This window comes from Neobacillus sp. PS3-40 (assembly GCF_030915485.1).
In the GTDB taxonomy this organism is placed as follows: domain Bacteria; phylum Bacillota; class Bacilli; order Bacillales; family Cytobacillaceae; genus JAUZPL01.
In genome coordinates this window covers 1,221,567-1,236,495 of the sequence record NZ_CP133266.1, presented here as the reverse complement: position 1 = coordinate 1,236,495, position 14,929 = coordinate 1,221,567, and the positions used below count along the sequence as shown (strand labels likewise).

14 protein-coding genes are annotated in these 14,929 nt (G+C 37.1%); 12 read left to right on the top strand and 2 right to left on the bottom strand.

Going from position 1 to position 14,929, the window contains the following annotated elements; genetic code table 11:
* Window positions 1-72: 72 nt before the first annotated feature.
* From RCG20_RS06375 to yajC, 7 genes are all read left to right on the top strand, one after another.
* Window positions 73-759, top strand: coding sequence for a YhcN/YlaJ family sporulation lipoprotein (locus RCG20_RS06375; protein ID WP_308183398.1), 687 nt, complete (start codon window positions 73-75; stop codon window positions 757-759).
* A 176-nt stretch (window positions 760-935) separates the two neighbouring features.
* Entirely contained in the window at window positions 936-1,499 is a 564-nt protein-coding gene (locus tag RCG20_RS06370; RefSeq protein ID WP_308183397.1) for a BofC C-terminal domain-containing protein, read from the top strand.
* A 123-nt stretch (window positions 1,500-1,622) separates the two neighbouring features.
* Window positions 1,623-2,234 carry a Holliday junction branch migration protein RuvA gene (ruvA, locus tag RCG20_RS06365; protein ID WP_308183396.1) on the top strand — a complete coding sequence of 204 codons (612 nt, stop codon included), beginning with the start codon at window positions 1,623-1,625 and terminating at the stop codon, window positions 2,232-2,234.
* An 11-nt stretch (window positions 2,235-2,245) separates the two neighbouring features.
* The gene (gene ruvB, locus RCG20_RS06360; RefSeq protein WP_308183395.1) at window positions 2,246-3,247 is read left to right on the top strand and encodes a Holliday junction branch migration DNA helicase RuvB; all 1,002 of its coding nucleotides are present in this window, start codon (window positions 2,246-2,248) and stop codon (window positions 3,245-3,247) included.
* Window positions 3,248-3,292: 45 nt separating this feature from the next.
* Entirely contained in the window at window positions 3,293-4,321 is a 1,029-nt protein-coding gene (gene queA, locus RCG20_RS06355; RefSeq protein ID WP_308183394.1) for a tRNA preQ1(34) S-adenosylmethionine ribosyltransferase-isomerase QueA, read from the top strand.
* A 32-nt stretch (window positions 4,322-4,353) separates the two neighbouring features.
* Window positions 4,354-5,493: a tRNA guanosine(34) transglycosylase Tgt gene (gene tgt, locus RCG20_RS06350; RefSeq protein ID WP_308183393.1), complete on the top strand. Its 1,140-nt coding sequence runs from the start codon at window positions 4,354-4,356 to the stop codon at window positions 5,491-5,493.
* 29 nt (window positions 5,494-5,522) lie between these two features.
* Window positions 5,523-5,813, top strand: coding sequence for a preprotein translocase subunit YajC (gene yajC, locus RCG20_RS06345; protein WP_308183392.1), 291 nt, complete (start codon window positions 5,523-5,525; stop codon window positions 5,811-5,813).
* Between the two features lie 51 nt (window positions 5,814-5,864).
* Here yajC and RCG20_RS06340 read toward each other — a convergent pair whose 3' ends face one another.
* Window positions 5,865-6,176 (bottom strand): TIGR04086 family membrane protein, encoded by a 312-nt coding sequence (locus RCG20_RS06340; protein ID WP_308183391.1) that lies wholly within the window; start codon window positions 6,174-6,176, stop codon window positions 5,865-5,867.
* Window positions 6,177-6,503: 327 nt separating this feature from the next.
* Here RCG20_RS06340 and RCG20_RS06335 point away from each other — a divergent pair, with 327 nt between their 5' ends.
* Complete coding sequence (locus RCG20_RS06335) at window positions 6,504-7,163, top strand: DUF421 domain-containing protein (RefSeq protein WP_308183390.1); 660 nt, start codon at window positions 6,504-6,506, stop codon at window positions 7,161-7,163.
* Window positions 7,164-7,431: 268 nt separating this feature from the next.
* On the opposite strand, the gene spoVB is transcribed toward RCG20_RS06335, so the two are convergent.
* Entirely contained in the window at window positions 7,432-8,994 is a 1,563-nt protein-coding gene (spoVB, locus tag RCG20_RS06330) for a stage V sporulation protein B (RefSeq protein WP_308183389.1), read from the bottom strand.
* Window positions 8,995-9,122: 128 nt separating this feature from the next.
* Between spoVB and RCG20_RS06325 the strand changes: the two genes are divergently transcribed.
* The 4 genes from RCG20_RS06325 to RCG20_RS06310 all read left to right on the top strand — a co-directional run bounded on the left by RCG20_RS06325 (window position 9,123) and on the right by RCG20_RS06310 (window position 14,752).
* Window positions 9,123-9,419, top strand: a complete 297-nt coding sequence (locus RCG20_RS06325; RefSeq protein ID WP_308183388.1) for a post-transcriptional regulator — start codon at window positions 9,123-9,125, stop codon at window positions 9,417-9,419.
* 123 nt (window positions 9,420-9,542) lie between these two features.
* Window positions 9,543-11,810: a protein translocase subunit SecDF gene (gene secDF, locus RCG20_RS06320; RefSeq protein WP_308183387.1), complete on the top strand. Its 2,268-nt coding sequence runs from the start codon at window positions 9,543-9,545 to the stop codon at window positions 11,808-11,810.
* Between the two features lie 75 nt (window positions 11,811-11,885).
* Window positions 11,886-14,240 carry a single-stranded-DNA-specific exonuclease RecJ gene (recJ, locus tag RCG20_RS06315; protein WP_308183386.1) on the top strand — a complete coding sequence of 785 codons (2,355 nt, stop codon included), beginning with the start codon at window positions 11,886-11,888 and terminating at the stop codon, window positions 14,238-14,240.
* Entirely contained in the window at window positions 14,240-14,752 is a 513-nt protein-coding gene (locus tag RCG20_RS06310) for an adenine phosphoribosyltransferase (RefSeq protein WP_308183385.1), read from the top strand. The genes recJ and RCG20_RS06310 overlap by 1 nt, the downstream gene beginning before the upstream one ends.
* The last annotated feature ends 177 nt before the right edge of the window (window positions 14,753-14,929 follow it).

Here is a 14,929-nt window from a genome sequence, read left to right as displayed (position 1 = left end):
CCTCCTTTGATGTTACAACCTAATATGTGAGCAGTGCGTTAATGCTCATGAAGCTTAGGGGAGGTTTTTCGCTTGAAAAGATCAAAATGGTTGCTTCCTGTTTCCGCTTTAATAATGGTTATTGGAATGGCTGGGTGTGCTGGGAATAACCGAGCTGGTGTTAATGAACGTTACAATGATAATGCTCGGCCGATCGGTTATTATTCGAATGAAAATCACCCTAATCAAACTAATGCCTTATTATCAGATAATGATGGTCCACTAACAGAAATGATGGATCACAGCCTTGGTGCAGAGGGGAAAATAGTTCAAAATCAAAAAAGTAGGCTAGTACAGGTGAAGGATAAAAATGGTAATCCTCCAATTCCAACCGCACCACTTGCTACTGATGATCGAAACTTCTCTCAACATGATAATCGTTTTAGCATAAGTGATGCTAATTATTCTGGACATTTAAATCAAAGAAATGTAGGCTTTTCAGCTGATCCAAAAACTCTTGGAAAAATATCTGATCAAATAAGAACGAAGACTGCAAACATCAAAAATGTCCGAGATGTTCGCTCTGTTGTTTTTGGTTCATCTGTTTTAATCTCTGTACATCTAAATGATAAAAGCAAGGCTGAAAAAACCAAGCAAGCCATTCGAAAGGCGATTCGGCCTTACACAGATGGAAGATCGGTAACCATTCTAACGGATGAAGGAACTCTCAGCCGGGATCGATTTATAAATAATGATTTGCGTGAGGGTGGAGCAAAGTAATAAATGCTTCTAATTTGGGGATGGCAAATGCCGTCCTCTTTTTTAGCTAGCATACATCATAATAAAAGAGCTTTTTTTCAAATAGTAGCATTTATTTTTCAAAAAGGATAAATATAGAAATAGAGGCTAAACTAAAAGGAATGGTGATATTTTAAAGAAATTAGAGGTGATCATGTATGAGAATCAAGCTGACAGTTGTTCTGCGAACTTTTATTGCTGCAATTACTGTTTTTCTCATCATGTTTATTGTTCAGGGTACTGGAATTATTATGGTTGGTTCTGCCGCAAAAATGGACACCTTTCATCTACAACAAAATGGGGAACCCCTTTATTTGAAGGTTGTCTTCGAGAGAATTTATCTTGATGGTGAAGTAAGTGAAGAGGTGGTCAATGAGTCTGTCTCGTCATTAAAAGAATTTTGGGCAAAATATGATCAGTGGCAGCTTGTTGATGTTAACGAAACAAAAGTTACTTTTAGAAAGAATGTCGATGACATTTCTCCACTTTTGAAGGCAAATGGTTTTTTTGGAGTGACTCATGAAGGTGTTTTGAGCATTTTTAATGGTAAGCCCGAACGATCAAGAATTATTCAATCCTTTTTCCAAATAGATATAAAAAAACTTGAGAGTAAAAAACAGGAAGAGCTTATTCATGGGATCCCCATTAAAACAAAGGATCACTATGTAGAGGTATTAGAGACATTTAAGCCATATTCAACAAATGACTTGCAAGGAAATTAACGTTACATGCATTCTTCCCGTAAAACCAGACTGACATGTCAGCCTGGTTTTTAGTTATTTATTTTATCAAGCTGAAAATTGTATGATAGAATGTAATACAACAAGCTTGAGGAGAGAAGCGAATTGTATGAATTTATTAAAGGCACACTAGAGTTTGTAGGTCCTGAATACATAGTGATCGAAAATAATGGGATTGGCTTTCAAATCGCAACGCCAAATCCATTTATATATTCGAGTAAAATTGAAAATAAGGTAACAGTATTTACTTATCAATATGTAAGGGAAGATCTGCTAGCACTTTATGGTTTTGAAACAAGGGAAGAAAAAAGGCTGTTTACAAAATTATTAAATGTTTCTGGAATCGGTCCAAAAGGGGCACTTGCCATTCTTGCATCTGGGGAAGTGCAGCAGGTGGTCCAAGCAATTGAAAATGAAGATGAGGGTTTCCTCATTAAATTTCCAGGTGTGGGCAAAAAAACAGCTAGACAAATGATATTAGATTTAAAAGGAAAACTCCATAATATTGTACCTGACTGTTTTCCGAATTTGTTTAATGCAAATGAAACTTTAGTTCAAAATGAAACTAGATTCGCTGCCTTTGAGGAAGCAGTTTTAGCATTAAAGGCACTTGGATATACGGAAAAGGAGATAAAAAAAATATCTCCTGAATTAAAAAAAGAACAGCTATCAACTGATCAATATATTAAAAAGGCCCTTCAACGGCTATTAAAATAAGGTGATGATTCTTGGAAGAACGAATTATTTCGGGTGAGGCAGACCTAAACGATATATCGCTTGAACAAAGCCTTCGGCCTAAAAACTTGAAGCAATACATAGGACAAGATAAAGTAAAGGCTAATTTAGAAATTTTTATTGAAGCTGCAAAACTAAGGCATGAGACTTTAGACCATGTACTTTTATATGGCCCTCCTGGCTTAGGAAAAACGACACTGGCGACGATCATTGCCAATGAAATGGGCGTAAATATTCGAACGACATCGGGCCCTGCAATCGAAAGACCGGGAGATTTGGCGGCAATTCTTACAGCACTTGAGCCAGGTGATGTCTTATTTATTGATGAAATACACAGATTGCCAAGATCTATTGAAGAGGTTTTATATCCTGCAATGGAAGATTTTTGCCTCGATATTGTAATTGGTAAGGGGCCAAGCGCCCGATCTGTCCGCCTTGATTTGCCACCATTTACACTTGTAGGGGCAACGACAAGAGCAGGGGCAATATCTGCTCCACTTCGGGATCGATTTGGAGTTTTGAGCCGTCTCGAGTATTATAAGGAAGATCAATTGATGAGTATTGTCCTTAGAACCTCGGAGGTGTTTGAGACAGAAATAGACAGTCACGCTGCAACTGAAATCGCGAGAAGGTCACGAGGAACACCAAGGATTGCTAACCGTTTACTCCGTAGAGTAAGGGATTTTGCTCAAGTAAAGGCAAACGGTATAATCAATCTCGAACTAGCAAACGAAGCACTCGAATTATTGCAAGTTGACCGGCTTGGCCTTGATCATATTGATCACAAGCTTATAATGGAGATTATTTCAAAGTTTCGCGGTGGACCGGTTGGTCTTGATACGATTGCTGCAACGATTGGGGAAGAGTCAGACACCATTGAAGACGTTTATGAGCCATATTTGCTGCAAATTGGCTTTTTGCAAAGAACGCCTCGAGGAAGAATGGTTACGGAACTGGCCTATCACCATTTTCACTTGGATATTCCTAATGAGTAATAGGAATATCTTTAATACTTAAGAAATATAGGTAGGGTGTCATTGATGAAAGTAGAATTATTTGATTTTGATTTGCCTGAAGAATTAATCGCTCAAGTTCCGCTGAAAAATCGAACTGATAGTCGATTAATGGTTTTAAACAAAAATACTGGTGATCTAAAGCATACAATTTTTAAAGACATTAAGGAATATCTACAAGCAGGCGACTGCCTTGTTTTAAATGATACAAGAGTGCTTCCTGCCCGACTTTTTGGGGTGAAAAAGGATACTGGCGCTAAAATTGAAATTTTACTTTTAAAGCAACTTGAAAATGACAAATGGGAAACACTTGTGAAGCCGGCAAAAAGGGTTAAAGAAGGAACGGAAATTGATTTTGGAGAAGGACTCTTGAAAGCAGTATGTACGGAGACTTCTGAACATGGAGGAAGAACCTTTCAGTTTCATTTTGAGGGGATTTTCTATGAAGTATTAGATCAATTAGGCGAAATGCCTCTTCCGCCCTATATTAAAGAGCAGTTAGATGATCGTGAAAGATACCAGACTGTTTTTGCACGTGAGCCTGGTTCTGCCGCAGCCCCAACAGCTGGACTCCATTTCACTGATTCTCTTATGGATGAGATTAGGGGAATGGGCGTCCATATTGCTTTCATTACATTACATGTTGGTTTGGGTACATTTAGACCTGTGAGTGTAGAGGATGTTTTGGAACATGATATGCACTCGGAGTTTTATACGGTGACAAAAGATACGGCAGATTTGCTTAATGCAGTAAGAAGCAACGGAGGACGTATTATCACGGTTGGCACCACCTCTACAAGAACCCTTGAAACGATTGCTTCCGCAAATAATGGACAATTTACTGATGGCAGTGGCTGGACAAATATATTTATTTATCCTGGGTATGAGTTTAAAGCGATTGATGGAATGATCACAAATTTTCATTTACCTAAATCAACTTTAATCATGCTAGTTAGTGCATTAGCAGGAAGAGAAAATGTACTGCATGCCTATAACACCGCTGTTAGTGAACGATATCGGTTCTTTAGCTTTGGTGATGCTATGTTAATCATCTAAGAAAGATAACAAATGGAAGGGGAAAGAGAGTTTTGACCGCCATACGCTACGAATTTATCAAAACATGTAAACAAACTGGAGCACGACTCGGCCGTGTCCATACACCGCATGGTTCTTTCGATACACCTGCATTTATGCCAGTTGGAACACTTGCAACAGTAAAGACTATGGCCCCTGAAGATTTAAAAGAAATGGGCTCTGGCATTATTTTAAGCAACACCTACCATTTATGGCTTCGTCCTGGGCACGAGATTGTGAAAGAAGCAGGTGGTCTTCATAAATTTATGAATTGGGATCGAGCCATTCTAACCGATTCAGGTGGATTTCAAGTTTTTAGTTTAAGTGAATTCCGAAAAATTGAAGAAGAAGGAGTTCATTTTCGGAATCATTTAAATGGTGATAAGCTATTTTTATCACCTGAAAAGGCAATGGAAATACAAAATGCATTAGGATCAGATATTATGATGGCATTTGATGAATGCCCGCCATTTCCGGCTACATTTGAATATATGAAAAAATCAGTAGAACGGACTTCAAGATGGGCTGAAAGGTGTCTAAAAGGGCATCAGCGTCCACAGGATCAAGGTCTGTTTGGAATAGTTCAGGGTGGCGAGTACGAAGAACTTCGGAAGCATAGTGCCAAAGATCTTGTTTCACTTGATTTTCCAGGCTATGCTGTTGGGGGGCTATCAGTTGGAGAACCAAAAGATGTTATGAATCGTGTTCTTGAGTTTACGACCCCATTGTTGCCAACCAATAAACCACGTTATTTAATGGGTGTTGGCTCGCCAGATTCCTTAATTGATGGTTCGATCCGCGGAATTGATATGTTTGATTGTGTGTTACCGACAAGAATTGCGAGAAATGGAACGCTGATGACAAGCAATGGTAGACTTGTTGTTAAAAACGCGAAATACGCACGTGATTTCGGGCCGATTGATGAAAATTGCGATTGTTATACATGCCGAAACTATAGTCGGGCGTACATCCGCCATTTGATCCGATGTGAAGAAACTTTTGGAATTCGATTAACGTCTTACCATAATCTCTATTTTCTGTTAAGATTAATGGAGAAAATCAGACAAGCCATTAGGGAAGACCGGCTTGGTGATTTTAGAGAAGAATTTTTTGAACGTTATGGCTTTAATAAGCCTGACGCGAAAAATTTCTAATAGATGTAGTTTGAAAGGAGGGAAACAAGATGCAAGGAATTGGCACTATTTTACCTTTGATTTTGATGTTTGTGTTGTTTTATTTCTTATTAATTCGCCCACAGCAAAAACGTCAAAAGGCAGTAAAACAAATGCAAAGTGATCTTAAAAAAGGTGATAAAATCGTCACTATTGGTGGATTACATGGTTTTATAGATTCTATTGATGACAATAAGGCCGTCATTAAATGTGGAGACGGTAGTCGCTTAACATATGAGCGCTCTGCTATCCGTGATGTAGTTGAGTCTGCACCAGAAGATAAGCTAGCTAAGAAAGACTGATCAAGATAGATACTTATAGAAAAAGGAAGCCTTTGAGGCTTCCTTTTTCTATTATGCAGTCCGGGAATTTGATGACATATTTACGCCCAGTATTCCACCCATCATGGCAATCAATGTGTAACAAATATGATAAATAATTTGCTCTCCAGTAAAAAGGCGGTCATATCCTAAATATTGAAACAAAAATACAATTAAAGAATAGATTAATCCCGTTAATCCCCCGATTAGCCATCCTTTTTGTTTTCCTTTTCCACCGGACAAAAATCCGCCTCCAAACAGCCCGATAAATGAAATGGCTGTAATAATGTATTGAAGTGATATTTCCCGTACGGAAGTAAATCTAAGAATAAAGGAAAAAATCAAGCTGCTAAGTGCTGCAAATAAAAAAATAAAAATGAGCCCGTAAAGTACGGATGTTCCAAAGCTTTTTGATTCGATTTTTATTCTCCCCCTTCTGTTACCTTTTAAGGCTTATTATTGGTTCCTGTCTATCCTAAGTGTTTTCATAAGATAGACAGTTTTCTTCCTAGTACAAGCATATTCAGATGAATTGAAAATAGAATTGAATTTTTTCAATTGGTTAAGGATTACAAAACAGGTATATCATTTTCGGAAATATTGGAATTATATTCCTATTATCTTTTTCACTCCTTTGATTAAAATAAATAAGAGGAAAAGGGGCGACAATAAGTGGAAGAACATTTTATTATAATTTTTCGAACAATATTTCTGTATGTACTTATATTTATTATCTTTCGATTAATGGGTAAGAGAGAAATAGGGGAATTGAGTATCTTGGACTTGGTTGTATTTATCATGATTGCTGAAATGGGTGTTGTTGCAATTGAGGATACGAAAGACCCCCTTATTCATACAATTTTGCCAATGTCACTGCTAATGCTAATTCAGATCACGACTGCGTTGATTTCTCTAAAAAGCAAACGGTTTCGAGATTTTGTTGATGGGAAGCCTACAATTATTATTAATAAAGGTAGAATTGATGAAAACGCGATGCGAAAACAGCGTTATAATTTTGATGATCTTATGATGCAATTACGGGAAAAGGATATTCGTAGTATCACCGATGTTGAATTTGCCATTTTGGAGTCATCAGGAAAATTGTCAATTATTGAAAAGGAAAAAGATGAGAATAATAATACAATAAGTGGGGATATAACGATCCCTTTAATAATTGACGGGGACATAAATGAAGACAACCTACAAAGGATTAACAAGACAAACTTCTGGCTCAGGCAGGAATTAAAAAAGAAAGGGTATAATGAAATAAAAAAGGTTTCTTTTTGCAGCTTTGAAAATGGAAAGTTTTTCATAGATATGTTAGATGAATAAAGAAAAGACACACACAATGTGTATGTCTTTGTTTTTAGCTTATAAGAAAGTATATCTTTGTTAACGCACTAAAGTAAGTAACAATCGTTGATAAATAATCAGCACTCAAATCGCATAAGTGCAACTAGGCAATCGCCGGCGCTAAGGCTTGGCGCTAGCCAAGTTTTCTTTAGCTAATCAGAATTTATATCCATAAATTCTGCTAGCGCATAAGGGCAACTACGCCTCTGCCATCGCCCTTAGGGGCTCGCCAATCGGCGAGTTTTCTTTAACGTAAAACCCATTTTGATAATGGTTTTCCAATCCATGGAATTCGTTTAACCTCATTTTTTTTCAAAAGTCCTAGCAAGAGCAACAAAATGAAGTAGAAAACAGACATTCCCGTCATTGATGTAAGTACTCGAATGATCAAATGTTGATCAACGAGGGTGTTTTGATATAACCAGTAGCCTAACCAACCTGAAATCCCCATTATGAAAAAAGCCTTAAAATATTCACGAATGTAAAAGGAAAAGGGGATTCTTTTTAATACGGTTGCAAAATGGAGGACGGTGACCAAAACAAAACCAACCATTATCCCTAGAGCAGCACCATTTATCCCAAAAGAAGCCTGCGTTGCAAGTAAAAAAATAACGGCTGTCTTTACAATTGCTCCAATTAGACTATTAATCATTGCCGCTCGTGCTAAATTTAATGCCTGTAATACGGCCTGCAAGGGGCCCTGATAATAATAAAATAAAAAGAATGGTGCCATTAACCTGATAAAATCAGAACCTTTTGTAGAGCCATACATGAGTTTCATTAAAGGGTCTGCCAAAACATACAACACAATAACGGCTAGTCCTCCACTTAACAAAGCTAGTCTTAAGGCTTGTTGTAGTCTATACTCAATTATCTTGTGGTCATTTTGAGAATTGGCCTCACTTATAGCAGGAACTAGTGAGATGGCTAATGAATTAGTTATAAATGATGGAAGCATTAATAAGGGCATTGCATAACCAGTAAGTGACCCATATTGCTTTGTAGCTGCAGCAGCTGCAATTCCTGCAATTGCGAGACTATGTGACACTACAATAGGTTCAAAAAACCATGATATGGAACCAATCAATCTACTACCGGTGGTTGGAATCGCAATTGCCATAAGTTCGTTAAATGTTTTTCTGCCAGAATGAACATATTGGAAAAAATTCTTGCGCAGCCTAAAGCGCTTTTTTAATTTAAATGTTGTCATTAGGTAGAGCAATGAAACAAGTTCGCCAATAACGGAAGATATCATTACCGCTGCAGCTGCATATTCCACTCCGTAGGGTAGGAATGCTTTGGTCATGACTGCAATTAACGAGATTCGGACAACTTGTTCTAAAATTTGTGAATTAGCTGAGGGCCGCATGTTTTGTCTGCCCTGAAAATACCCTCTTAACACGGAAGAAACTGCAATAATTGGTACAACAGGAGCAATGGCTATTAAAGGATAATAGGTTCTTGGGTCTGTAAAGAGCGTTTGTGAGAGATAAGGCGCTAGTAGAATTAGAGCAGGTGTAAAAATAATGGATAATGAAATAGTTGTAGTTAGAGAAACCACAAGGATTTTTTTTATTTCTGCATAATCTTTTCTTGCTTCTGCTTCTGCAATATTTTTAGAAATAGCAACCGGAAGCCCGAGTTGAGTAAGTGTAACTACAAGAATAAATGTTGGGAAAACCATCATATGCAAGCCAACGCCCTCTTCACCAATACTTCGGGCAATGACGATTCTATTGATGAATCCTAATAATCTTGTAATTAAGCCTGCAATAAGCAAGATGAAGGTTCCTCTTAAAAATTTTGACATTCCACTTCCCACCTTCTCAAAATAGGTGAATTCATATACAATTAACTATATGCATTGAGATGGACAAAGCATGACAAGCAGGAGTATTTTTTAATATTGGAAATCTTTTGTAATGGGGAGGCGCTATTTTGAAAATAGACCATGAATACGAACATTTTCGCATTCGAGTAAAGCCAGCTTTGAGAAGTAAGCTTGATGAATTTCAAATGCTTGGTTACAATACCATTTCTGAAAAAGAGCTTTGGGAATACCTCATTAGAAAGAAGTGGAAGAAAGTAAAGGATGATAAAAAACTGTTCGAAATTGTTCAAGATATTTTATCAATTAAAGTTAGTGATTATATGAGTTTTGCAACAATCGAGGCATATAAGTCACCGGAATTATTACTAAAAGGTGAAAATGAATGGAAAATGCTGCTAAAATAATTATTTTCCACTTTGGAGAAATTGACAGGTTTCCTATCTTATTTCATAATAGAAATAATGGTCTTTTAGGATAACTTTTATATGAAAGTCGGCTTATCTAAGTCAAAGGAGGAGCAGTACATAATGGTTAAACGTAGTAGAATCGTTGCTTTCTTGCTGATTATCTTACTGGCAGGAAGTGTGCTCGGTGGCACAACTAAAAATATTGTTAAAAATCTAAAGCTTGGTTTGGATCTTCAAGGTGGTTTTGAAGTATTGTACGAAGTCCATCCAGCTAAAAAAGGACAAAAAATTGACAAAGCTGCGTTGGCTAGTACAGCCGAAGCACTTGATAGACGTATAAATGTCCTTGGAGTAAGTGAGCCGAGCATTCAAATTGAAGGTAAGAACCGAATTCGTGTTCAGCTTGCCGGTGTTGAAGATCAAAATGAAGCGCGGAAAATTTTGTCTACCCAAGCAAATTTAACGTTCCGTGATGCTAATGACCGTCTAATGATGGACGGAACGGATCTGGCTCAAAATGGAGCGAAACAAACATTTGATGAAAACGGAAAGCCAAGTGTATCTCTTAAATTAAAGAGTGCTAGCAAATTCCGTGATGTTACACAAAAAATAGTTAATATGGCTCCAAATAATGAACTTGTAATTTGGCTTGATTATGTTAAAGGAAAAGATTCCTTTAAAAATGAAGTTACCAAGAAAGATCCTAATTTTTTATCAGCACCTACAGTTAAAGAAGTATTTAACCAAGATACAGTATCAATTGTTGGTAGTTTTACTGTGAAAGAGGCTCAAACGTTATCATCACTTTTAAATGCAGGAGCACTTCCTGTTAAACTGAAAGAAGTTTATTCAAATTCTGTAGGAGCAAAGTTTGGAACACAAGCATTACATGAAACGGTCGTTGCTGGTATCATTGGTGTTATCATCATCTTCTTATTTATGCTTGTATATTACCGTTTCCCTGGACTTATTGCTGTTGTCTCATTAAGTATTTATATTTATTTAATCCTATTATTATTTGACTGGATGAACGGTGTGTTAACCCTGCCGGGAATTGCGGCACTCATACTCGGGGTGGGGATGGCAGTAGATGCCAATATCATAACGTATGAGCGGATAAAAGAGGAATTAAAAGTTGGTAAGTCAGTCAAATCTGCTTTCCAAGCTGGTGAAAAGAATGCATTCACCGCAATCCTAGATTCTAACTTAAATACAATTATTGCTGGCTCAGTATTATTCTTTTATGGGACAAGCTCTGTAAAAGGGTTTGCTACCATGTTAATCCTGAGTGTTATCTTGAGTTTTATCACAGCAGTTTACGGTTCACGCCTATTGCTTGGACTTTGGGTAAATAGTAAATTCTTAAATAAAAAAGCAAGCTGGTTTGGTGTGAAACAATCTGAAATACACGATCTCAACCAAAATTTTGATACATTAGATCTTCCAACTAAATTTGATAAATTTGATTTTGTGAAGCATCGGAAAAAGTTTTTCGTCTTTTCTGGGATTCTTATTGGAGTTGGACTTGTTTTATTACTTGTTTTCCGTTTAAATCTTTCTATTGATTTTTCAAGTGGTACAAGGGTTGATATTCAATCGAATACACCACTAACAACGAAAAAACTGCAAACAGTCTTTAATAAATTGGACCTCAAAACAGATGACATTGTCATTTCAGGAGATAAAAAGCAAAATGCAGCAGCGCGTTTTATAGGGGTTCTAAATAAAGAGGAAATTGCAAATCTTAGAACTACGTTTACTAAGGAACTCGGAGCAGATAATATAAGTGTTAGCACAGTGTCTCCTACGATTGGAAAAGAGCTTGCAAAAAATGCAATTTATGCCCTGTTATATGCATCAATTGGAATCATCATCTATGTTTCCCTTCGATTTGAAATGTATATGGCTATTGCGGCGATCATTGCAATGCTTCATGATGCTTTCTTCATGGTTACCTTTTTCAGTATTACACGGCTTGAAGTAGATTTGAATTTTATTGCAGCCGTTTTAACCATTATTGGTTACTCGATTCATGATACGATTGTGACATTTGACCGGATGCGGGAAAATATGCACAAGAAGAAGCGCCTGAAAACATTCCAGGATATTGTTGATGTTGTAAATCAAAGTATTCGTCAAACATTAACTCGTTCTCTAAATACAGTTGGAACAGTTTTAGTTACCGTTCTCGCATTACTCATTTTCGGCAGTCCATCTATTAGCAATTTCTCTATTGCATTACTTGTTGGTTTATTAATAGGTGTGTATTCATCCATCTTTGTTGCTGCTTCCCTTTGGGTAGTCATGAAAGCTAAAGAACTTAAGAAAAAAGGTGTCATTAAAACCGTTAAAGAAAAGAAAAAATACTCTGATCACCCACAAGTATAAACCGCAGATTCCTGCGGTTTTTCTTTTCAGAATAAATACCCTCCTGTATAATTAGGAAGGCTGAGGAGGGAACGTATGTTAAAGTCGAAAACAAGATGGATTGTTCAAAAATCCGATGACCAAAAGGTTGAAACACTTGTAAATGAATTGAAAATTACTCCTTTAGTTGCTTCGATGCTTATCAATCGTGGACTTGATACTGTTGAAACAGCCCAGTATTTTTTATATGGAAAAGATCAGTTTCATGACCCTTATTTACTAGAAGGAATGGAAAAGTCAGTTTCAAGAATTTTAGAAGCGATAGAAAAGAAGGAACCGATTCTTATCTATGGCGATTACGATGCCGATGGAGTCAGTAGCACAACGGTTTTAATGATAACCCTTCGTGACTTAGGGGCAGATGTGCAGTTTTATATTCCAAATCGTTTTTCAGAGGGATATGGTCCTAATGAAAAGGCATTTCGCCATGCGGCAGAATCAGGAATCAAATTAATTATTACGGTGGATACAGGAATTGCTGCAATTCATGAAGCAAATGTTGCAAAACAAATAGGGCTTGATTTAATTATTACTGATCATCACGAGCCAGGGCCAGTATTACCCGTGGCACTTGCTATCATCCATCCAAAACTAGCTGACAGTACTTATCCGTTCCGGGAACTTGCCGGTGTTGGAGTTGCTTTTAAATTAGCACATGCACTATATGGACGTGTCCCAGAACATCTACTTGAAATAGCGGTAATTGGAACGATTGCCGATTTAGTTTCATTAAAAGGCGAAAATCGATTGATTGCAAAAAAAGGATTAGAAAATCTTAAAGATACAAAAAATCTTGGATTAAGGGCTATTTTAAAAATATCCAGTGTTGATCCAATGTCAATTAATGAGGAAACAATTGGTTTTACCCTCGCCCCAAGGATTAATGCAGTTGGACGCTTAGCGAGTGCTGATCTTGCTGTACAACTATTATTAACTGACGACCCCGATGAGGCTGATGACTTAGCAGCTGAAATGGATGCTATGAATAAAACCAGGCAATCCATTGTCAATAGTATAACGGCTGAGGCAATAGAAGAAGTGGAAAAGAATTTCCCTATTGCTGAAAACAAGGTCCTTGTCATTGGCAAAGAAGGTTGGAATCCCGGGGTAGTTGGGATCGTTGCATCAAGATTAGTGGATAAGTATTACAGACCGACAATCATTCTTTGTTATGATGCTGAAAAAGGGCTTGCTAAAGGGTCTGCACGAAGCATAGCGGGTTTTGACCTATTTCAAAATTTATCGACTTGTCGAGAGATATTACCGCATTTTGGTGGGCATCCAATGGCTGCAGGGATGACATTAAATGTTGATGATGTGGATGATCTGCGCAATCGCTTAAATAACCTTGCAAATGATCAGCTTTCAGACGGAGATCTCATTCCGAATACATTGCTTGATCTGGAAATTCAGCTCCCTGCGATTGATTTGCCAACCTTGGATGAGATAAATCTACTGTCTCCTTTTGGAATGGATAACCCGAAACCAAAAGTGGTTATTAATGAAGTTCAGATTTCAAGTATAAGGAAAATTGGCAGTGACCAGAACCATTTAAAGATTACCTTAGCTGATCAAGAATCCAGTCTAGATGGAGTAGGGTTTGGATTAGGATCATTATTTGATCATATTTCCCCGACATCTAAGGTTTCTCTAATTGGAGAATTGACAATAAATGAATGGAACAACATGCGAAAACCGCAGATTTTTATTCATGATATGGCGATTAAATCCTGGCAATTATTTGATTTCAGAGGTGTGAACCGAATAAGCAATATACAGGAATTCGTTCCGGATGAAAATAGAATATGTATTCTTTTTAATAAGGAAACATATGGAAAATTAACTCCTGTCTTAAAAAATGAAGCTATTTTTATCCAAACTACTGAGGAAGCAAAGAATCTTAGTATAGATGATTCCAATATCGTTTTTGTTGATCTTCCACCCTCAAAGGAAATAGTATATCAACTTATCAATTGTAAAAAGCCTGCAAGAATATATGCTTATTTTTACAAAGAAACAAGTGATTTCTTTAGTACTCTTCCAACCAGAGATCATTTTAAGTGGTTTTATGGATTGCTTCTTAAAAAAGGGCCAATTGATCTGAATCGTTATGGAGATACTATTGCTAAAAATAAAGGCTGGTCGAAGGAAACAATTTTCTTTTTGTCACAGGTGTTTTCCGAATTGGATTTTGTTACAATAGACAAGGGAATTATCACTTTAAAGAAACAAGCGCCAAAGCGCGATTTAACAGACTCAAGAACCTATCAAATAAAGCAGGGATTATACGCTCTCGAAAGAGATTTGCTATTATCATCATTCCAGCAATTAAAGGACTGGTTTGACTTTAGTCTTCAAGAGTCGGTTGAAATTGAGGAGGTAACAGAATAGTGGATTTAAAACAATTTATTACCATTGTACCTGATTGGCCGAAACCGGGAATCAAATTTAAAGATATTACAACCTTAATGGATAATGGAGAAGCATATAAATATGCAACAGACCAAATTGTCGAATATGCGAAGAAAATGGGAATTGATCTTGTAGTTGGCCCCGAAGCACGAGGATTTATTATTGGATGTCCAGTAGCATACGCACTTGGAGTTGGTTTTGCACCCGTTCGAAAAGAAGGCAAGCTTCCTCGTGAAACAATAAAAGTAAATTATGGCTTGGAATATGGATCAGATGTGCTTACTATCCATAAGGATGCCATTAAGCCTGGTCAACGTGTGCTAATCACGGATGACTTGCTTGCAACAGGTGGAACAATCGACGCAACCATAAAGCTAGTTGAAGGGCTTGGTGGAGTTGTAGCGGGCATTGCTTTTCTGATTGAATTAACGTATTTAGAGGGTAGAAAAAATCTAAATGGTTATGACATTTTAACTTTAATGGAATTTTAAGACACAAGGAGTACTCAAGTAAAGAGTACTCTTTTTTTAGCTAAGCAGAATTTTTATCCAAAAATTCTGCTAGCGCATAAGTGCAACTTCACCTAATAATCGCCCTTGGGGGCTCGCCAATCGCCGAGTTTTCTTTATCATTTTATTTATAAAATATGCATTTTTCGACAAAAATTT

What these genes read in the sequence shown, in the direction of transcription:
- RCG20_RS06370 (WP_308183397.1), top strand. Translation starts at nt 936, where the DNA reads ATGAGAATCAAGCTGACAGTTGTTCTGCGAACTTTTATTGCTGCAATT.
- queA (WP_308183394.1), top strand. Translation starts at nt 3,293, where the DNA reads ATGAAAGTAGAATTATTTGATTTTGATTTGCCTGAAGAATTAATCGCT.
- yajC (WP_308183392.1), top strand. Translation starts at nt 5,523, where the DNA reads ATGCAAGGAATTGGCACTATTTTACCTTTGATTTTGATGTTTGTGTTG.
- spoVB (WP_308183389.1), bottom strand. Translation starts at nt 8,994, where the DNA reads ATGTCAAAATTTTTAAGAGGAACCTTCATCTTGCTTATTGCAGGCTTA.
- secDF (WP_308183387.1), top strand. Translation starts at nt 9,543, where the DNA reads ATGGTTAAACGTAGTAGAATCGTTGCTTTCTTGCTGATTATCTTACTG.
- recJ (WP_308183386.1), top strand. Translation starts at nt 11,886, where the DNA reads ATGTTAAAGTCGAAAACAAGATGGATTGTTCAAAAATCCGATGACCAA.